General features: G+C 34.2%; 19 protein-coding genes and 1 pseudogene. 14 read left to right on the top strand and 6 right to left on the bottom strand.

The window, feature by feature from the left end:
- Nucleotide 1 precedes the first annotated feature (1 nt).
- Nucleotides 2-997: a kelch repeat-containing protein gene (locus ABZP37_RS13655; RefSeq protein WP_366183661.1), complete on the bottom strand. Its 996-nt coding sequence runs from the start codon at nucleotides 995-997 to the stop codon at nucleotides 2-4.
- Between the two features lie 172 nt (nucleotides 998-1,169).
- On the opposite strand from ABZP37_RS13655, the gene ABZP37_RS13660 reads away from it, so the two are divergent.
- Entirely contained in the window at nucleotides 1,170-1,739 is a 570-nt protein-coding gene (locus ABZP37_RS13660) for a pentapeptide repeat-containing protein (RefSeq protein WP_366183662.1), read from the top strand.
- A gap of 1 nt (nucleotide 1,740) precedes the next feature.
- Here the strand turns inward: ABZP37_RS13660 and ABZP37_RS13665 are convergent, their stop codons facing one another.
- The gene (locus ABZP37_RS13665; RefSeq protein WP_366183663.1) at nucleotides 1,741-2,268 is read right to left on the bottom strand and encodes a GNAT family N-acetyltransferase; all 528 of its coding nucleotides are present in this window, start codon (nucleotides 2,266-2,268) and stop codon (nucleotides 1,741-1,743) included.
- Nucleotides 2,269-2,625: 357 nt separating this feature from the next.
- On the bottom strand, nucleotides 2,626-3,483 hold the full coding sequence (locus ABZP37_RS13670) for an NAD(P)H-hydrate dehydratase (RefSeq protein ID WP_366183664.1): 858 nt from the start codon (nucleotides 3,481-3,483) through the stop codon (nucleotides 2,626-2,628).
- A gap of 431 nt (nucleotides 3,484-3,914) precedes the next feature.
- Between ABZP37_RS13670 and gcvT the strand changes: the two genes are divergently transcribed.
- The 11 genes and pseudogenes from gcvT (at nucleotide 3,915) to ABZP37_RS13725 (ending at nucleotide 14,961) form a co-directional block, all read left to right on the top strand.
- On the top strand, nucleotides 3,915-4,997 hold the full coding sequence (gene gcvT, locus ABZP37_RS13675) for a glycine cleavage system aminomethyltransferase GcvT (RefSeq protein WP_366183665.1): 1,083 nt from the start codon (nucleotides 3,915-3,917) through the stop codon (nucleotides 4,995-4,997).
- Nucleotides 4,998-5,200: 203 nt separating this feature from the next.
- The gene (locus tag ABZP37_RS13680; RefSeq protein WP_366183666.1) at nucleotides 5,201-5,914 is read left to right on the top strand and encodes a YebC/PmpR family DNA-binding transcriptional regulator; all 714 of its coding nucleotides are present in this window, start codon (nucleotides 5,201-5,203) and stop codon (nucleotides 5,912-5,914) included.
- A gap of 850 nt (nucleotides 5,915-6,764) precedes the next feature.
- Entirely contained in the window at nucleotides 6,765-7,241 is a 477-nt protein-coding gene (locus ABZP37_RS13685) for a T9SS type A sorting domain-containing protein (protein WP_366183667.1), read from the top strand.
- 5 nt (nucleotides 7,242-7,246) lie between these two features.
- A complete protein-coding gene (locus tag ABZP37_RS13690; protein WP_366183668.1) occupies nucleotides 7,247-7,888 on the top strand; it encodes a hypothetical protein in 642 nt (213 codons plus the stop codon).
- Between the two features lie 242 nt (nucleotides 7,889-8,130).
- Entirely contained in the window at nucleotides 8,131-8,559 is a 429-nt protein-coding gene (locus ABZP37_RS13695; protein ID WP_366183669.1) for a hypothetical protein, read from the top strand.
- Between the two features lie 292 nt (nucleotides 8,560-8,851).
- Nucleotides 8,852-8,992 (top strand): annotated as a pseudogene (locus ABZP37_RS13700) (transposase); the annotation flags it as partial.
- A 393-nt stretch (nucleotides 8,993-9,385) separates the two neighbouring features.
- On the top strand, nucleotides 9,386-9,940 hold the full coding sequence (locus tag ABZP37_RS13705) for a transposase (protein ID WP_366183670.1): 555 nt from the start codon (nucleotides 9,386-9,388) through the stop codon (nucleotides 9,938-9,940).
- Nucleotides 9,941-10,600: 660 nt separating this feature from the next.
- Nucleotides 10,601-11,140 carry a porin family protein gene (locus tag ABZP37_RS13710; protein ID WP_366183671.1) on the top strand — a complete coding sequence of 180 codons (540 nt, stop codon included), beginning with the start codon at nucleotides 10,601-10,603 and terminating at the stop codon, nucleotides 11,138-11,140.
- Between the two features lie 155 nt (nucleotides 11,141-11,295).
- Entirely contained in the window at nucleotides 11,296-11,730 is a 435-nt protein-coding gene (locus tag ABZP37_RS13715) for a UPF0158 family protein (RefSeq protein WP_366183672.1), read from the top strand.
- A 67-nt stretch (nucleotides 11,731-11,797) separates the two neighbouring features.
- On the top strand, nucleotides 11,798-12,442 hold the full coding sequence (locus ABZP37_RS13720) for a DNA alkylation repair protein (protein ID WP_366183673.1): 645 nt from the start codon (nucleotides 11,798-11,800) through the stop codon (nucleotides 12,440-12,442).
- A gap of 446 nt (nucleotides 12,443-12,888) precedes the next feature.
- A complete protein-coding gene (locus ABZP37_RS13725; protein WP_366183674.1) occupies nucleotides 12,889-14,961 on the top strand; it encodes a hypothetical protein in 2,073 nt (690 codons plus the stop codon).
- 230 nt (nucleotides 14,962-15,191) lie between these two features.
- Here the strand turns inward: ABZP37_RS13725 and ABZP37_RS13730 are convergent, their stop codons facing one another.
- Nucleotides 15,192-16,232 (bottom strand): cysteine synthase family protein, encoded by a 1,041-nt coding sequence (locus ABZP37_RS13730; protein ID WP_366183675.1) that lies wholly within the window; start codon nucleotides 16,230-16,232, stop codon nucleotides 15,192-15,194.
- Between the two features lie 69 nt (nucleotides 16,233-16,301).
- A complete protein-coding gene (locus tag ABZP37_RS13735; RefSeq protein ID WP_366183676.1) occupies nucleotides 16,302-18,362 on the bottom strand; it encodes a S9 family peptidase in 2,061 nt (686 codons plus the stop codon).
- Nucleotides 18,363-18,504: 142 nt separating this feature from the next.
- Between ABZP37_RS13735 and ABZP37_RS13740 the strand changes: the two genes are divergently transcribed.
- The gene (locus tag ABZP37_RS13740; RefSeq protein WP_366183677.1) at nucleotides 18,505-18,825 is read left to right on the top strand and encodes a YbaB/EbfC family nucleoid-associated protein; all 321 of its coding nucleotides are present in this window, start codon (nucleotides 18,505-18,507) and stop codon (nucleotides 18,823-18,825) included.
- A gap of 64 nt (nucleotides 18,826-18,889) precedes the next feature.
- Here the strand turns inward: ABZP37_RS13740 and ABZP37_RS13745 are convergent, their stop codons facing one another.
- Entirely contained in the window at nucleotides 18,890-19,915 is a 1,026-nt protein-coding gene (locus ABZP37_RS13745) for a GntG family PLP-dependent aldolase (RefSeq protein ID WP_366183678.1), read from the bottom strand.
- 89 nt (nucleotides 19,916-20,004) lie between these two features.
- Here ABZP37_RS13745 and prfB point away from each other — a divergent pair.
- Nucleotides 20,005-21,103 (top strand): peptide chain release factor 2 gene (prfB, locus tag ABZP37_RS13750; protein WP_366183679.1). Its coding sequence is split into 2 segments (ribosomal slippage): nucleotides 20,005-20,067 and nucleotides 20,069-21,103, totalling 1,098 coding nucleotides; the frame shifts between segments, so codons are not numbered across the junction.
- The last annotated feature ends 71 nt before the right edge of the window (nucleotides 21,104-21,174 follow it).

Genomic DNA, 21,174 nt, shown 5'->3' on the forward strand with positions numbered 1-21,174 from the left:
GTTAATATTTTTCCATTGTTGTTAATTCTGGTGAACCTCCACGATTGCCACAACCAGATGCAATATATAATGTATTATTATAAATCACGACTCCCGAGCCGTGTCTTCCTGTAACCAATTTTGGAAAAACACTCCATTCATTGGTTTTTATATTTAAGGCATCTACCTCAGCATGTGCTGGATTTTGTCTTATGGACTCTCCTCCAATTACCAAAACCTGATTTTTATACAAAGTTGCCATTGTTCCTGCTCGTTCATTAGGAAGTGGAGACTTCAAAGTTTCCCATTTGTTTTTTTTAATATCAAATACATCGACAGCGCCAATGGTTTCGGCAAATGTGTTTTTAGGCGCTTTAGACAATCGTCCTCCCAAAACATATATTTTGTCTTTAGCTAAAACAGCTTGAAAATGATCTCTCGCTCTTGGAGCATCAGGAAGTACTTTCCATTCACCTGTTTTGATGTTGTAGCTGTCCATCTTATTTTGATGTCCGTCTATATGTCCGTTTGTAATTCCGCAAGAAATATATACAATGCCATCGTGAATGACATTTCCTGTTGAACCTCTCAATCGAGCAGTAGGGATTTTATCTCCCGTAGCCCATGAATTTGTGGTTGTATTGTAGCTATAAATTACAGGAACCGGAACTTCGGCAGGATATTGGCCAGTCAAAGCACCAATAAAATAGACGTTATCTTGATAAACAACCGGTTGAAAATGGTGTAATTCTATTGGCGGTTTAGCCCCTAAACTCCATTTTTGAGTTAGAGCATCATATATACTTACCGGTCTAATTCCACGTCCTCCCAATAAATACATTTTAGAATTCACGCGTACAAAAGCCGCTTCATGACGAGCAATTGGTTTGGAGTCATCTTTTGAATTGACTTCCTGCCATTGTTTGCTTACCGATTCTGCGCTGGATTGTATCTTTCGACTACAGCCCAAAGCAATTATCAATACTCCCAAACCTGTAAAAAGGTATTTTTGTGTCAAAATTATTTTAACTTAATTATACTGAAGTAAAAGTACCCAATCTATTAAGTGACTAGGATAAGTTATGGCTATAAAGCTAGAACATATGTTTTTTCATGGGTAAAACACCAATAAAACTAGTAAAAAACAAAACAGTCTATCGATTTTATTACTTTTGCTTCAAAAATCAAACATGTCCCAATACTTCCTTGATATAAACTATAACGGTCAAATATATTCCGAAGAAGTACTTAATTTTAAGGAATTCGAAGCTTGTGTTTTTACTGATTGTGATTTCTCTGCTTGTAGTTTTACAGCGGTGACTTTTATAGATTGTAATTTTAACAACTGTAATTTTAATGGTACCAAAATCAGTCACGTTGCTTTTAGAACCGTACATTTCAATAATTGCCAAATCAAAGAAGTGAATTTTGCCATGTGTGACAAACTCATTTTTGAAATTCATTTCAACAACTGTTTTTTGGATTTCTCCAAATTTTATGCGCTAAAAATGAAAGCTACCAGTTTTACTAATTGTAGTTTAATCGCGGTCGATTTTATGCAAACTGATTTGACGGCTGTTTTCTTTAACAACTGTGATTTGTATCGTGCCGAATTTGATCACGCCAACGCCAACAAAGCCGATTTTAAAACCAGTAGAAATTATACTATTGACCCCAAAAAGACCAAATTAAAGAAAGCCGTTTTTTCGTTAGCAGAACTCAAAGGCTTACTTTTTAGTCATAATATTATTGTGGAATAATTTAGATCCGTATCTCCATCACATAATCTTCCATCCAATAGCCTTGACCGATGTCAATATTTTCTTCTTTGACAATCGAAAAACCTATTTTTTTATAAAAACCCAATGCTTTATTGAATCGATTGACGTTTAAACAAACGGATTGAGATTCATTATCTTTTGCATTTTTAGCAACATAATCGACTAACAACTTCCCCACTCCTTTCCCTTGTGAAACTGGTAATAAATACAATTTATGAATTTTGGTGGTTTGATTATTGAAATAGTGATGTTCGAAAGAAACAAAACCCAAAATCGTTTCGTTTTCTTTAGCTAGCGCAAAATAATGTCCATTGGCCGAATCCGCTTTCATTTTATCAACCGAATAAAATAAATCCAACATATAGTTCATTTGTTCGATTGATAAAATAGCGCCATAAGCTTCAGGCCAAGTCGCCTTTGCTATAGCTTGAATAATTTCAAAATCAGCTGGATTGGCTGCGGAAATTTCAATCTTATTATTTGGTAAAAATTCTGTCTTTGCGTTCATTCAGTATGATGAAATTAATTTTATTAACCTTTTTTTTTAATTGAATAAATTCTGAAGAAACATCAGTCCATTCTCTATCTTTGATTCTCATTCAAAAATACCAATTTCTAAAACTTAAACCTTTAGAATAAACCACTTTGGACTTAAAGTCCATAGATTTGGTTGGCAGACTTAAAGTCTGCAAGGATGAATTACAAAAAAAAAGAAAATTAGTCACAGATTAAATTGATTTACACAGATTAAATCCTTCTAATCCAAATAATCTGTGGCAAAAAGTTTTTAGAAGCTAAAGCGAAATGCACTAAAGTACATATTTTTTAGCTATAATTTGAGACCAATAGAACAAAACTTATTGTTTTAACCTTTCTTCTTTTCTAAACTCAAAAAAGCCTTCCCTAGATACTGAATAATATCAGAAGCGATAAAAGACTGAGTCCCCATTTCGGGCAAAGCAAGATCAGCGGTTAGTCCATGGAGGTAAACACCAATAATTGCCGCATCCAAAGAATCATAGGATTGCGCTAATAAACTCGTGATTATTCCTGTCAACACATCACCACTTCCAGCTGTTGCCAAAGCGGCATTTCCTGTTGAATTTTGATACACATAAGAACCATTAATAATATGTGTAGGCGCTCCTTTCATTACAACAATAACATTGTGTTTTATCGAAAAACTAATGGTTTTAGCCATTTTGTCTTCCTCATTTTGCCAATCCCCAACCAACCTTTTCAACTCTTTGGGATGAGGAGTGAGAATCGTTTTTGGAGATAAATAGGCTAACCCTTCTGGGTTCTTTGATAGAATATTCAATCCGTCAGCATCAATAACCATAGGGTAATAATTTTTTTTCAAAAAATTCAAAACTGCCTTCTGTGTTTGTGGAGAAATTCCCAAACCTGGACCTATCCCAATCGCGTTAGGATGAAAACCTATATTTATATTCGAAATACGTTTTTCAACATCATCGGTATACACCATCACCTCAGGATTGGCCAATTGAAGTATGTGATAACCACATCGAGGTATAAAAGCCGTTACCAATCCACAACCTGTTTTAATACAAGACTTTGTAGCCAAGACTGCTGCGCCAATTTTCCCATAACTTCCCGCAATAATCAATGCATGACCTTGAATTCCTTTATGCGTATCAAAAGCTACAGGTTTGAATCTTTTTAAAATTTCATTTTTATCAATATATTTAATCGGTCTCATTATTTGTAAATATTTACTTAAAATTACAACTAATTTTAGGAACAGTTGTGAAATTTGCACATAATTTAAACCCGAAACCTAAACTTGAAGGTCATAAATCCATATTATATAAAAACTATAAAGTCTAAGCCGTTGGGTGAAATTGGTTTTATTAGATAAATTATCGTCAGTTCGAGTGATTTTCGACAGAAAATTGTATCGAGAACTAGAATATTTATCTAATAAAACGGTTCTCGATACATTTTTTGTTCCATTTCATTACACAAAAAACACTCGAACTGACGTTTTCAATAATTTCACCCAACGAGTAAAAATCTAATCAATGTAATAAATCAAGCCTGATTTTAATTCCTTAATAAGTGATAGCTTTCACTTTGGTCAGTCCATAAAAAAGCAATAAATTAGCGACTTCAAAATCATAGACAGACAAAATGAAAAATACAGCGTTAACGCACATACACGAAGCTTTGGGAGCAAAAATGTTGCCTTTTGCAGGTTACAATATGCCTATTTCATACGAAGGAATCAATGCAGAACACGAAACAGTTCGTACTGCCGTAGGTGTTTTTGATGTTTCGCACATGGGAGAGTTTTTACTCTCGGGACCAAATGCTTTGGCTTTAATCCAAAAAGTAACTTCCAATGACGCTGCTGTTTTAGTAGACGGAAAAGCACAATATTCATGTTTACCCAACGCAACAGGCGGAATCGTAGATGATTTATTGGTTTACAAAATCAAAGACGAGCAGTATTTATTGGTGGTAAACGCCTCTAATATCGACAAAGATTGGGAATGGATTTCGAGCCAAAATGATCTAGATGTCGATATGAAAAACCTATCCGAAGATTATTCCTTATTGGCGATTCAAGGACCAAAAGCCGTTGAAGCTATGCAAGCATTATCTTCTATCGATTTAGCTTCTATCGAATATTATAATTTTGTAGTAGGTGATTTTGCAGGAATCGAACATGTAATCATCTCTGCAACGGGTTATACTGGTGCGGGTGGATTTGAAATTTATTGCAAAAACAGTGAAGCCAAACAAATTTGGAACAAAGTTTTTGAAGCTGGTGCAGCATTCGGAATCAAACCAATTGGTCTAGCCGCTCGTGATACTTTGCGTCTCGAAATGGGTTTCTGTTTGTACGGAAACGACATCAACGACACCACTTCGCCACTAGAAGCCGGTTTGGGATGGATTACCAAATTCAACAAAGAATTCACCAATTCGGCTAACCTAAAAGCACAAAAAGAAGCTGGTGTAACTCGTAAACTAGTCGGTTTCGAAATGCAAGAGCGCGCTATCCCAAGACACGATTACGAAATCGTAGACGCCAACGGCAACGAAATCGGAATCGTAACTTCGGGAACCATGTCACCATCTTTGAATAAAGGAATCGGTTTGGGTTATGTCACCGTTGAAAACAGCAAAATAGACAGCGAAATTTTCATTCGCATTCGCAAAAAAGACGCAGCTGCCAAAGTAGTCAAGTTGCCTTTTTATAAAAAATAGCAACAAGAAAACACCATTTTACCTATAAAGAACATTTCTTTTATTAACCATTAAGAGATTAAGAAGCATTAAGTCTAAATTTTCTCAATCTCTTAATGGTAAAACAAATTACAAGAACGTTGAATTTAAAAGTAAACTGGTTTAAAATCATTTGAAACTTACATAATAATTGTATTTTTGCAATCGTTAAATAAAAAATAGAAATGGGAAGAGCATTCGAATTTAGAAAAGGAAGAAAGATGAAACGTTGGTCAGCAATGGCAAAAGCGTTTACACGTATAGGAAAAGATATTGTAATGGCCGTAAAGGAAGGTGGACCAAATCCTGAAGCCAACTCCCGATTAAGAGCCGTAATCCAGAATTCAAAGGCAGTCAATATGCCAAAGGATAACGTAGAACGCGCCATCAAAAAAGCAACCGACAAAGATACTGCCAACTACAAAGAAGTACTTTTTGAAGGGTACGCACCCCACGGAATCGCCCTTCTAGTAGAAACCGCTACCGACAACAACAACAGAACCGTTGCCAACGTACGTAGCTATTTTAACAAATGCAACGGAACATTAGGAACACAAGGTTCGGTAGAATTTATGTTTGACCACACTTGCAACTTCCGTATTCCTGCCGAAGGTCTTGACCCAGAAGAACTAGAATTGGAACTAATCGATTTTGGTGCCGAAGAAGTTTTTGAAGACGAAGACGGAATCTTAATCTATGCTCCTTTCAACAGCTTTGGAACCATCCAAAAAGAACTAGAAAGCCGCAACATCGAAATCCTATCATCAGGTTTTGAAAGAATTCCGCAAATCACCAAAAAACTATCCGAAGCCGAAATGGCCGACGTAGAAAAATTGATTGAAAAAATGGAAGAAGACGATGACGTCATGAACGTCTATCATACTATGGAAGAAGCTTAAACCCTTCTCTCCTATCCACATACAAGAACTCTAGCGAAAGCTGGAGTTTTCTTTTTGGAGCTGATCCAGCTATGCGTTCCCGCTTTTTTCTGATACAAAGTAAAGGAGAAGTCTCACGACTCATACCCTATCAAATTGTCACTTACTCAAATTTCTGTTGCATAATATTTACACTCAAAGGATTTACAGTGAATGAGATACCTACGGAACAAAACAAGGGGGATTATTGGGAAAATAGCATCTTATAAACTCAAATACACTACATCATTATCAGCAATTCACCTGAAGTATTACGTACTTAAAAACACCGATTTTCTTTCTTTTACACTAAAAACATGTATTGTAATTAAATGAAACAAACAGTAGTTTTTCAAAGACTCATGTTATCCGCTATTATTTTCCCCACCTTCTGTTTTTTTTTACTTAAAACACTGTATTTATGTGTTTTACAAATTCAACAAGCTCAAATAACGCAACAAAAAGTAAGCAATTACTTGTTTATCCGTATCTGTTTTTGTACCTTAGTAATCTGTTTCAGAAGTGTTGAAATACTTACACTATATTAAAAACATAGTCAACAACATTAATTTTTGATTTTCCTATCTTAAATTAATCCGCAGAAAACACCAGTAATACCCCACTGGACACTGCCCTACTTATATATCCAATTATAAGAGACAGAAAAAACAAAATTAATTACTGCTGAAGTAAAACACAAAACTATCGAAAGCGATAAAGAAAAACTATCCTAAGAACGTCCTTCTGAACAATGATTCCCAACTATACAAACCAACACAAAACCTAATCATAGCAATAATATATTTACACTAACATTTAAAAAAATGATATTATGAAACATAGAAATACAATGACGATTGCGGTGTTTATTCTCTTAAGTAGTGGAGGACTGCAAGCACAAGAAAGCTCAACTGCAACAGGTGGAGAAGCTTTTGGAGTAGGCGGAACAACAAGCTACTCGATAGGTCAATTAGTTTACACTACTAATTCAGTAACAAACGGAAGTATAGTACAAGGTGTACAACAACCTTACGAAATTTCTACAATATTAGGCGTAAAGGAAACAACTATTCGATTAGAACTTTCTATTTATCCCAACCCTACAACCAATTATTTAACCTTAAAAACAAAGGATAGTTCTAATTTGAGCTATCACCTATACGATCTACAGGGAAAAGTAATTGAAAATAAAAAAATAATTACAACTGAAACTACTATAAAATCAGAAGAATTACCCACAGCTACTTACTTATTAAAAGTGATTAAAAACAACAAAGTAACCAAAACATTTAAAATTATTAAAAATTAAAAATCATGAAAAGAATATTTACTATAGCTGCAGCATTAATGATGACTGCAAACATATGGGCTCAAGCCCCAGAAAAAATGAGCTACCAAGCTGTTATTCGGAATGCAAGTAATGAACTTGTAAATACCCAAAACGTAGGTATGCAAATAAGTATACTACAAACTTCGGCAACTGGAACTGCAATTTACGTAGAAACCCAAACACCAAGTACTAATGCCAATGGCTTAATAAGTTTAGAAATAGGAACAGGAACTCTTGTCAGTGGAGATTTTACGACAATTGATTGGGCTAACGGTACCTATTTTATAAAAACAGAAACCGATCCTATTGGTGGGACAAGTTACACTATTACAGGAACAACACAACTAATGAGTGTTCCTTATGCATTACACGCTAAAACAGCTGAAAACTTTACAGGTAATATTACTGAAAGTCAAATTTCTGATTTAAAGCATGAAAAGATATCTAATATCCAATTAAACGGGTCTATCCTAGAAATTACTGAAGGTGGTCAAGCTTTTTCTATTGATTTAAGTCCAATTACATCTCAAGCATATTCAGAAGGATATAATTTAGGTTACGATACTGGATACGATAATGGATACGATACTGGATTTGATGATGGATACAACATTGGAGGTCCATGATTAATACGATAATGGATCAGGTAACAAATTAAAAAAACTTTAGATCACAAATGTAGTGCATTTCCTTTATAATCTACTACTTGAAACGTCTTTAGGGCATAACAGCTATTCGTTCACTCTTTTTATTTATCTTGTAAAAAAATATAAAATAGCTCTCGCGAAGCGTCGCGATTACCTGGGCTAGGGATTTCGAGGATTAAATTATTTTATATACATAAATAAACAATAAAAATTAATAGTACATGAAAACCTCAAATTTTAAACTACTTACAGTTTTAACTGCAATGATACTATTTATTGGAACATTTACATCTTGTTCTGATGATGATGGACCAACTGTAAAAATCACTGTTAACGAAGGACCTTCCGGAGATATTGGTGGAGACTTTACTGGTAATGGCGGAAATGGATCAAGAATAATTAATTGGAAAAACAACTTAGCAACGGCTGATTATAATGCTGATATTACTGCCACAGCATCTGGAACATTCCAAATGGTAGTTGCAGACGCTAATGGAACTGTGGTGCTTGATAGAAGAATTAATGGTGCAACTGAACCAGATTCTATAGATGGCGTAACAAATGCAGGAGTACCCGGAAATTGGACTGTTACTATTACGCTGACTTCATTCAATGGAGACGGTAGTTATTCATTAAGTGCTGGAAACTAATAACAATTAACACATAAATTATTAAAAGGGCTGTCTCAATTTGACAGTCTTTTTTTTTAAAATAATGTCCCGTCCTGAAATGGCGATACTCAAATAGTACCCTAATGAAGAAACAAAGTAAAACTGAAATTTGAGTACTTTAAATCATAAGCCCTCTAAATAAGTTACAATAAAAATATTAGTTATATTTGAAATACAATAGTGACGGCTCCTGTCTAAGTCTATAAATTTCGACCACGCAGATATGACGGCAGTTCATCGGTTCGTTAGCGGATTTGCAATCCGTGCCCGCAAACAAAAAACAGACTACATTCATAACAATCCAGTAAAAGAGAAAATTGTCACCTTACCCGAAGATTATTTTTTTAGTTCTGCTAGAAATTATGCAAGTTTAGACCATGATTTAGAAGTAGTTTTATTGGATTTATTTTAATTAAAAGTTTTAATCGGAATTAGAACCTTTGTAAAATTGAAAATGACTACAGCCAATCTTTGTGGGCACGGAATGCAATTCCGCGCTATCGTTGACGTTGATAGAAATTATAAAAAAAACGCTCTTCGAAGGCTTCTTGTGACAACAAAACATAATCAGGACAGCTGTGCGTACTCCCCCCGCTCTTCGAAGTCTTCATGCAACAACAAAACATAATTAGGAACGCTGTGCGAAGTCTCCTGACTTCGTACCCATTCCTATTTTCCAGACTTGTCGACAGCTTGCATATAACGGCAGTTCACCCGACCGCGCGGATATGACGGAAGTCCATCGATTCGTTAGCGCGGATTTGCAATCCGTGCCCGCACAGAAAATCAATCAAAAGAAAGAGTTATGTCAACAAAATATAAAGCAACAACTTCAGAAGAAGCATATTTTATCACCATAACAACAGTAGGTTGGCTAGATGTTTTTACAAGGTTGAATCAAAAAAAGGTACTTATTAATGCACTTCAACATTGTCAAGAAAATAAAGGATTAGAAATATATGCCTTTTGTATCATGAGTAGCCATATACATTTACTTTGCAAAACAACAAACGGTTTCATACTTTCAGATGTGGTGCGAGATTTTAAAAAATTCACTTCAAAAAAAATAGTTCAAACTATTATTGAAGAACCAGAGAGCAGAAGAGAGTGGATGTTGGAGTTTTTTCAAAAAGCATGCGATCATCTTAAACGAGAACAAAAATATAAGGTCTGGCAAGATGGTTATCATGCAGAACACATTTACAGTAACTCGTTCATCAAACAAAAAATAGATTATATTCATAACAACCCTGTAAAAGAGAAAATTGTCACCTTACCCGAAGATTATTTTTTTAGTTCTGCTAGAAATTATGCAAGTTTAGACCATGATTTAGAAGTAGTTTTATTGGATTTATTTTAGTTATAAGTATAACTAGGAATTAGAACTTTTGTAAAGAAGTTAACCGCAGCCAATCTTTGTGGGCTCGGAATGCAATTCCCCGCTATCGTTGACGTTGATAGAAATTATAAAAAAAACGCTCTTCGAAGTCTTCTTTTGACAAATGCAATTCCGCGCTACCCGACCGCGCGGATATGACGGAAGTTCATCGGTTCGTTAGCGCGGATTTGCAATCCGTGCCCCGCTCTTCTAAGTCTTCATGTAACAACAAAACATAATTAGGAACGCTGTGCGTACTCTCCTGAGTACGTACCCATTCCTATTTTCCAGAGCAGTCGACAGCTTGCATATAACGGCGGTTCATCAGTTCGTTAACACGGATTTGCAATTTAACGTGTTTATAACAGTTTGGTATACATATTTGTTATGAAACAAAACCTGAAATTCTTTCAGAATGACAAGATTGAGGAGATACTTTACGTGATTGCTTTCCCGAATATCGGGACAGGCTATTCGTCGCAATGACTAAATCAAAAACAAATTTAGCTCGTCTACCCTACTTTCTAATGGAACTACACGATTTGTCAAAATTGGTTAAATGTAAGTTAAAAAGCACGAAGGCAATTTTTTATATTAAAAAAAAGTCGTGATTTGTCTTAAATAACTTAAATTTTAAAGGAAATGAAAAAAAAATTATTAGTAGCGCTTATTGCAGTTATGGGACTAGCAAATGTTACTGCTCAAGAAGTTCAATTTGGTGTTAAAGGTGGTTTAAACTTTGCATCCCTTCAAGGAGATAATACTGCTGGAACAAGTACCGTAACGGCTTTTAATGTTGGTGTTATGGCAGAAATACCATTGTCTGCCAAATTTTCTTTCCAACCCGAATTACTATTTTCTGGTCAAGGATTTAGTTTCAATGATAAAATCAATGCGTTAAATTATTTAAACGTACCGTTAATGGGTAAATATTATGTAACCAAAGGATTGAGTATTGAAGCTGGACCACAAATTGGTTTTTTACTATCGGCAAAAAATGATAACACAGATGTGAAAAATTTATACAAAAGCGCTGACATTGGTGCCAATTTTGGCTTAGGTTATAAACTTAACAACGGACTGAATTTTGGAGCACGATACAATCTTGGACTATCGGACATTAATAGTACTACTAGTAAAAATGGAGTAATTCAATTATCTGTTGGTTATTTCTTTTTCTAAAACGTACAGATTCACGCTATTTATGAGGCTGCCTAAAAAGGGCAGCCTCATTTCTTTTAATCAATACCTAGTTCATCCAAAACTTTCAATCTCTTTTAAAAAAAAACAATTTTTTAATTTCAATTCACTAATTTGTGCTTATTATAACGATGACTATGAAATCAATATCAACTGACCAAATAAAAGAAATTGCGGAGCACATAGATATGGGCTTACAATGTTATTATAATGCAAAAAACAACAAACTTCTTTTCATTCCTAAAGATTTAGATTACGATGATGATATGGCCGAGTGTTGGCAAGAAGAAATAGACACTTTAGGGAACAACCCAAAAGATTTTATAGAAATTGAAGCACCAGAAAGTCATGATTCCTTCAGAATAATGAAGGATTTTACGAACAGTATTGTAAAAGATTCTGTTTACCAAAATCAACTTTTCAATATACTAGAAAACAGAAAACCATTCGCTAATTTCAAAAATAGTATTGAAAATTCATCCTATAGTGAAGATTGGTTTTTGTTTAAAAACAATTGGATGATTCAATGGGTTGAAAGCCTAATTGAACTAAACAACGAAGAATTCGAATAATAAAAACACGGCTCGAACTACTATCTTTATATAGACCACACTACACTTTCAAAGCTAAAACAAACTCATGACAGCTAAAGAGTTCATTGAAACTTTAAAAATAATCGCTCAAGATTATTCGGGAGAAATTCCGAAAAGGGAATTATTTTCATTAGCAAAAGAATATCAGTACATTTCTGTATTGGAAGTTATAAAACTACTACAAGATGACAATGAGAATCATCGACTAGGAGCGGTATCTATTTTGGATTGGAAAGCCCGAAATAAGAAAACTTCCGAAGAAGAAAAGAAAGAAATATATAGAGCCTATATTGACAATCACAAATGGATCGACAACTGGGGTTTGGTAGATCGAGCAGCACCTTATGTAGTTGGAGGATATTTGTATAACAAGGATAAAGCAGCATTATACGGTTTAGCCAAATCCAAAAACCCAATGGAACGAAGAACTGCTATAGTAAGTACCTATTATTTTATTCGAAAAAATGAAATAGAGGACACCTTTAAAATTGCTAAAATCCTTGTGAATGATTCCGATGAATATGTCCAAAAATCTGTGGGAAGTTGGATAAGAGAAGCTGGAAAACGAAATGAAGAAAAACTAAAACACTTCCTTGAAAAACACGCTACAGAAATGCCGAGAATTACGCAGCGGTATGCTATTGAGAAATTTGACAAAGCAACTAGAGAACATTACCTCAAATTGAAATAACTAAAGAGAAAGACTACCAGAAAGAACAATAGTATTCAATGGTTTCTACTTGATTAACTTTTTTTTATCTCATTTAATTTAAATTTCCAAGCTGAATGATGATTCTAGTTCACAAAATTAGTACGGATTTAAAACCTGAAAAAGACTTATTCACCGATTTCCGTTTGTACTACAAATTTATTCTCATGAATTTGTGATCACACACTTTTAAGAACTGACTAAGAAATTTACTTTTAAAAGTCATCATCCCTAAATTTTTAACACCAAATAGCCTGTCATTAGGGTAACAATGGCTAAATAGTGAAATTTAATTACTAAATTACACCCCATTTAAATTGCAAAGGACTTCGCAACCTATACATATAAACGGCTGGGACATCTAGTTAATTAAAACACTGCTATTTAAAGAATACCGTTCTATGGAACGTTTTAAATTATACCATCTTATGACAAACAACATTCTGATTGAAAACCAATATAAAAGATCTAGTTTATTTGAAAAAGAGAATGTCAATTATTTAGTTCGTATTTTAAAGCGATTTAATACCGTACCCAAGATAAACAACATCAATATTATCACCTCAACCAGTGAGCCTACTATTTTTAGAATCGTTCCCAACAAATCGATTATAATTGGTACGCATTTCTTGGACAAACCCATTTTGGCCCTAGTTTATTTAAGATATGGAATCGAATGGCAACTCTGGTATAAAGCTCTGAATAACGAAAAAGAAGATACTGTTTTATGCGATACTGCGGCGCTTGAAGTGACTCGAATATTTTATAAACTACTTCCTAAAGACGATAAAGAAAAATTAGAAAATCTAGATTATCTTTTAACAAATTTAATTAAAAATGAAAACCATTTAGAGCCCGAATGTTCATTACAACACGAAGGACTACAAGCTTTTCATGGATTGAAAACTTCTGAAAATGAATGTAAAGAATCCTGGAAACCAATTGTTGAAAATCTAGCAAAACCTACCGAATATTTATTGATGTCTGGAGGAGATTTGCGATTGAATATTGACGAAATTCATTTGCTTAATAAATATGGCTGTCGTCCGTTCCCTAGGCCTGATGCATTTACTTTTTCGTCGTCAACAGCATCAAGTGTTTCCAATTTCGCCTATGATAAAACAGACAAAGTAAGAAGCATATTGATTCGAAATAGCTTGAAAAATGGGTTTAAAAAAGCATCTATAGAGTTTTCTGAATTGCTAAAAACCAATCTTAGAAAAATATTCAAATTAAGTGAAGAATGTGAAATAATTTTTTCTCCATCGGGTACCGATTCGGCTCTTCAGATTGCGGCAATCACTCAAATTATTTCCGATAAAGAGATCACACATATTTTAGTGGCTTCTGATGAAACTGGTAGCGGTGTGGCTTCGGCATTAAAAGGATGCCATTTTGAAAACACAACAGCTTTAAATCATCCAATCAAAAAAGGGGATAGAATTGAAGGTTTTAGAGAGGTCGATTTGATTAAAATTCCTTTTAGAGATGAAAATGGCGCTTTAAAATCGGCCAGTCAACTAGATGAGGAGGTATTTAATGCGGTTTCAAAAACCAATGAATTAGGCAGGTATGTAGTTTTGCATACGATGGACCAATCAAAATTAGGGTATCAATCTCCTACTGACGAATTAATTAAAAAACTGAACTCACTCGATAGCTTATCGATTCAGATTATTGTCGATGGCTCGCAACTTAGATTAGACCCAAGAGACATTCAAAATTATCTAAATAAAGGGTATATAGTGACCATTACAGGAAGTAAATTCTTTACTGGCCCTCCTTATTCCGGTGCGTTAATTCTACCTGAAAATGTTAATAAATCAATTCAATCTGTAAAAAATAAGCTACCTGAAGGTTTAACCCAATATTACAATCATTCGGAATGGCCCACATCGTGGTTCTGCTCTAATGAATTATCAGATGGCTTTAATTATGGTTCCTATATGCGCTGGAATGCAGCCATAGTCGAAATGATTCGATACTATAAAACTCCCATTTTATATAGGAATATGGGAATTGAAATGTTTTGCAATTTTGTGGAAGACTCCATAAAAGATGCCAGTTTCCTTGAACTGATTTATGATGATGAAGTCAAAACAAACAATTATAATAGTAAAGAGTTTGGAATAAGAAATATCCGTACTATTTTCCCTTTTTTCATTCTTAACAACAAGGAAGCGTTATCTGTAGAAAAAGTAAAAAAACTCTATACTTTATTAAACTCGGATTTATCTGATCAGTTTGAAGATTCTTCAATTGAAATCATTAGACTTGCTGCTCAAAAATGCCATATAGGCCAAGCGGTTAATGTAAAATATGCTAATGATATTGAAAGTGCTGTTTTAAGAATTAGCTTGGGTGCAAGAGTTATTTCTGAAAGTTGGGTCAATAGAGATATTAGTCTCTTTTTTAGAAATATAGAATTACAAATGAATCAAATCACGATTACTATTAAAAAGATAGAATTAATACTCAGTAATCCTGAATTATTAGATTAAAATTTCATTATAAGTATTAAATATAATTTGCTGAGTTGTCTCGCTGAGCGAAGTCGAAGCGTACCACTTGTGTGCCTTCGACTTCGCTCAGGCTGACATAAATAGTAAGATTAAAAAATCACGTTTTTCCATGATATGAATAACTACTTTTAAATATTATGACAATTTAGATCAAAAAAAAAGTCCCATTTGCAAACGCAATGGGACTTTTAAATTTATACAATTTCAATTTATTTTATCATTTCAATTTTTTGAGCTTCTTCTTGGTGTACACTGTCAAAGAATCCTTGTTCGTTCATCCAGTCGTCACTAAATACTTTACTCATATAACGAGAACCGTGGTCTGGAAAAATAGCGATGACATTACTGTTGGCGTCGAATTCTCCTTCTTCTGCGTATTGCTTAATCGCTTGTAAAACTGCTCCCGAAGTATACCCTACAAACATTCCTTCTTTTCTAGTGATTTCTCTAGCAGCGTGAGCACTCTCTTCGTCGGTTACTTTCATGAATTTATCAATAACATCAAAGTTAGTTGCTGTAGGAATTAAATTTTTACCTAAACCTTCAATACGGTATGGATAAATTTCATCATTATCAAATTCTTTGGTTTCATGATATTTTTTCAAAACAGAACCAAAAGCATCTACCGCTAAAATCTTGATATTAGGATTTTGTTCTTTCAAATACTTGGCTGTCCCAGAGATTGTTCCTCCAGTACCACTACAAGCTACTAAATGTGTGATTTTACCGTTAGTTTGTTTCCAAATTTCAGGCCCAGTACTTTTATAATGAGCATCAATATTCAATTGATTGAAATATTGATTGATATAAACAGATCCTTTGGTTTCTTCATGTAATCTTTTAGCAACACTATAATAAGAACGTTCATCATCTGCCGCTACGTGAGCAGGACAAACATAAACTTTAGCTCCCAAACTGCGTAACATATCAATTTTGTCCTTAGAGGACTTTGAGCTTACAGCCAGAATACAGTTATACCCCTTAATAATACTCACCATAGCTAAACTAAAGCCCGTATTACCAGAAGTAGTCTCTACTATTGTATCACCTGGGGATAATATACCTTTTTTTTCTGCTTCTTCAATAATGTACAAAGCTATCCTATCCTTAGAAGAATGTCCCGGATTAAAAGCTTCTACCTTAGCATAAAAGTTTCCTTCTAGGCCTTCAGTCACTTTATTTAGTTTAATAAGCGGGGTATTGCCTATTAGTTCTAAAACATTATTATAAGCATTTATTTCTTCTTTCATAAAAAAATAGTTAATCAACGTTAATTTTATTTAACAATGATACATTGCAAATTTAACAAAAAAATCCGATTAGTGTTTAATTTTTTCTAAATCTAGTAAAAAACTAAATTCCTTTGCTAATTCTTTAAGAGCTTCAAATCGTCCTGAAGCTCCTCCATGACCTGCATCCATATTTGTATCAAGATACAATACTGTATCCTCTTTTTTTGCTATTCTCAACTTAGCCACCCACTTTGCTGGTTCCCAATATTGCACTTGTGAATCATGTAAACCAGTTGAAACATACATATGGGGATATCTTTGTTCTTTGATATTATCATAAGGTGAATACGATCTCATATAATTGTAATATTTTTTCACATTTGGATTCCCCCATTCATCGTATTCCCCAGTTGTCAAAGGAATAGTGTCATCTAACATAGTAGTCATAACATCTACAAAAGGAACTTGCGCAATGATTCCATTATACAATTCTGAAGCTTCATTGATAATCACTCCCATTAACAAACCGCCAGCTGAACCGCCTTCGGCATACAAATGTGCTGGACTAGTATAATTTTGTTCAATGACATATTTAGAGCAGTCAATAAAATCTGTAAAGGTGTTTTTCTTACTTAACAGCTTTCCGTCTTCATACCATTGCCTTCCTAAATCTTCCCCTCCGCGGATATGTGCAATTGCATAAATAAATCCTCTGTCTAATAATGACAAACGAGTGGATGAAAAATGAGCATCCATAGAATGGCCATAAGAACCATAAGCGTATAGCAACAATGGATTTTGGCCGTCTTTCTTTAGCTCTTTACTATATACCAATGAAATTGGAACTTTAGTTCCATCAGTAGCCGTAGCCCAAACACGTTCTTCTGTATAATTATTTTTATCAAATTGTCCTCCGAGAACTTGCTGCTCTTTTAATACTTCTTTTTCTTGAGTTCTCATATTGAAATCAATAATTGAAGCAGGAGTAGTCATTGACTGGTAACCATATCTTAATATTTCCGTTTCAAAATCTACATTCGTTGATGTGTAAGCAGTATATGTTTCACTACCAAAAGGTAAATAATATTCTTCCGTACCGTCCCAAGACATGATTCGGATTTTATTCAAACCTCCCGTTCGTTCTTCGAGAACTAAATAATTAGCAAAAAGCTCAATATCTTCTAATAAAACATCCTCTCTATGCCCGATTAGCTCTACCCAATTATCTGAAGTAGTAGCCCCTTCATGAGTTTTCATTAATTTAAAATTCTCAGCATCATCTTTATTGGTCAGAATATAAAAGCTGTCTTTATAGTGATTGATGCTGTACTCTACTCCTCTTTTTCTTTTTTGGAACATTTTAAATTTCCCATCAGGAGTGTCGGCATTCAAAATACGATATTCCGTTGTAATAGAACTTCCGCACTCAATAGCCAGATACTTTCTAGATTTTGATTTAGCTATATCAACACTGTAAGTATCATCTTTTTCAAAATACACCAAAACATCTTCTTCTTGTTTGGTTCCTAATTTATGTTTCAAAATTTTATCAGAACGTAAAGTAACTTCGTCTTGTGAAGAATAAAAAATAGTATGATTATCATTTGCCCAAACGGCAGAACCTGTTACATTTTCAATCTTGTCCGATAAAATTTCGTTGGTTTCCAGGTTTTTTACTTGAATCGTATAAATTCTTCTACCTATTACATCCGTACTAAAAATAGCCATTGTGTTATCAGGACTGATACTCATTCCACCTAACTTAAAATAAGGTTGACCTTCTGCTAATTCATTACAGTCAAAAAGAATTTCTTCTTTTGCCGAAAGGCTCCCTTTTTTTCGAGCATAAATCGGGTACCCTTTTCCAATCTCAAAACGCGTTATGTAGTAATAATCGTTATAAAAATAAGGAACAGATTCGTCATCTTCCTTAATACGGCTTTTCATTTCCTCATACAATTCCTTTTGAAAGTCTTGAGTATGAGCGGTCATCTCTTGATAATATTCATTTTCTTTATTAAGATAATCAATAACTTCTGGATTTTCGCGGTCATTTAACCAAAAATAATCATCAATTCTAACGTCATTGAATTTTTCTAGCGTAGTAGGTATAACTTTTGCAACAGGTGCAGTTCTGGTTTTTATCATTGGTATGATTTCGAATTTTGATACGATCGATGGCAAAAATAACATAAGCCAACGGAATCACAGCCTGTTTTAACCTAATTTAACATTGTGAATTGATTTGAATATATTAATTTAGCCTTATAAACTGCTAAAAGAAATAAAAATGGATTTAATGGGAATGATGGGTAAATTGAAAGAGACCCAAAATAAAATAGAAGCTACTAAAAAACGTTTGGATACCGTTCTTGTTGACGAACAAAGCACAGATGGTTTATTTAAAGTGACCATGACCGCTAATCGAAAAATAACAGCTGTATCTATTGCAGATGAATTATTGGAAGATAAAGAACAACTAGAAGATTACATCATCTTAGTCCTTAACAAAGCGATTGAAAAAGCCACTAAAGTTAACGAATCGGAACTAGATGCTGTTACAAAAATGGATATGCCTATGATTCCAGGAATGGATAATTTATTCAAATAAAATACAGATAATTTAAAAACTAAAAAAGCATGAAAAAATTAATTTCATGCTTTTTTTAGTTTTATTAAACTTCTAATTTCCCAAGGATTTCCAGAACGTATCCATGCATGACCTCTCGATAATCTAAATGAGTAACAATGCGAAGTTTACCTTGTCCCATTGTACTTATTGATATGTTTTTGAGTTTAAATTTTTCTACAATTAATTTTTCATTGTATTGTGGTTTTATGGTAAAAACAATGATATTCGTTTCTACAGGAGCAATATGTTCCACCCAATGCGTTTTTCTTAAAACTTGAGCTATTTCTTTGGCCCTACGGTGGTCTTCGGGTAATTTTGAAATGTTATTTTCTAAAGCATACAAACCTGCTGCTGCTAAATAACCTACTTGTCGCATTCCTCCACCTAATATTTTACGGATTCGCAAAGCTCTATGGATAGTCGCTTTATCTCCTAACAATACCGAGCCAATAGGCGCTCCCAATCCTTTGGACAAACAAACCGAAATCGTATCAAAGAGTTGACCAAATGCTTTTGGATTTTGCTTTTTTTCCATTAAGGCATTCCAAATTCGGGCACCATCTAAATGGAATTTTAAATTATTAGCGACACAAACAGCTTTAATTTTTTGCAAATCCTCGAGTTCATAACAAGCACCTCCACCTTTATTAGTCGTATTTTCAACACAAACTAAACTCGTTAGGGCACTATGATAAAATTCTGGATTATTGATAGATTGTACTACCTGATCGGCGGTAATCATTCCTCGATGACCATCAATTAAACTAAACGATGCGCCACTATTAAAAGAAGCACCTCCTCCTTCATAAAGATAAACATGTGAGTTTTTATCAGCAATGATTTGATCTCCTGGATTGGTATGTAATTTAATAGCCGTTTGATTAGCCATAGTTCCTGATGGAAAAAACAATCCTTCCTCCATACCAAATATCTGAGCCACAGTAGCTTCTAGTTCTTTTACTGTAGGATCTTGTTTGTAAACATCATCCCCTACTTGAGCGTTAAACATACACTCCAGCATTTCGAAATTGGGTTTAGTAACAGTGTCACTAACCAAGTTTATTTCCATATCTTTCTATATATATACAAATACTCACAAGCCACGACTTGTGTCTTTGCTAAATTTTTCTATTTTTGTGGCACAAAATTACAAATTTTATGACAACTACCGAACAAATTAAAGGTATTGTAGAGCGCCTTGGTGCGTTGAGGAGGTATCTTTGACGTTGATGCCAAATTAATCGAAATTGCAAACGAAGAAGAAAAAACTTTTGCTCCTGACTTTTGGAACAATGCAAGAGAAGCAGAACTTATTGTTAAAAACCTGAGGTCCAAAAAGAAATGGATTGAAGATTACAATAAAGCGATAGAGTTGACTGACGAATTGCAATTAGCCTACGAGTTTTACCGTGAAGGAGAACTCACCCCAGAAGAACTAGATGAACAGTATGCAAAATCTGAAAATCATATTGAAGCCATAGAATTCAAAAATATGCTTTCAGATGAAGGTGATTCACTTAGTGCAGTTATACAAATTACAGCTGGAGCTGGAGGAACTGAAAGTTGCGACTGGGCAGAGATGCTTATGCGTATGTACATGATGTGGGCAGAAAAAAACGGGTACAAAATCAAAGAACTGAACTTTCAAAAAGGAGATGCTGCAGGAATTAAAACAGTAACTCTAGAATTTGAAGGTGATTACTCTTTTGGGTATCTCAAAGGTGAAAATGGCGTTCATCGTTTAGTACGTATATCACCCTTTGATAGTAATGCCAAAAGACATACTTCTTTTGCGTCCGTCTATGTTTATCCCTTAGTGGATGACACTATAGAAATTGAAATCAATCCTGCTGATATCGAAATTACAACTGCTCGTTCCAGTGGAGCTGGTGGACAAAATGTAAATAAAGTAGAGACTAAAGTTCAGTTGGTACACAAACCTTCTGGAATCCAAATTCAATGTTCTGAAACACGTTCACAACATGATAACAGAAGTAGAGCCATGCAAATGTTACGTTCTCAGTTGTATGAAATTGAATTAAAGAAGCAACAAGAACAACGTTCTGATATTGAAGCGGGTAAAATGAAAATTGAATGGGGCTCTCAAATTCGTAATTACGTGATGCAACCTTATAAATTGGTAAAAGACGTTCGTACAGGTTACGAATCTAGCAACGTTGACGCTGTAATGAATGGTGAAATCGATGAGTTCTTAAAAGCCTACCTGATGATGATGGGACAAAAAGAAGAAGAATAAAGTTCTCTTTTATTATTACATATCAAACCCGACAGTTTAAAACTGTCGGGTTTCTTTATTTAACTTTACAT

The sequence above is a fragment of the Flavobacterium ovatum genome (assembly GCF_040703125.1).
Lineage (GTDB): Bacteria > Bacteroidota > Bacteroidia > Flavobacteriales > Flavobacteriaceae > Flavobacterium > Flavobacterium ovatum.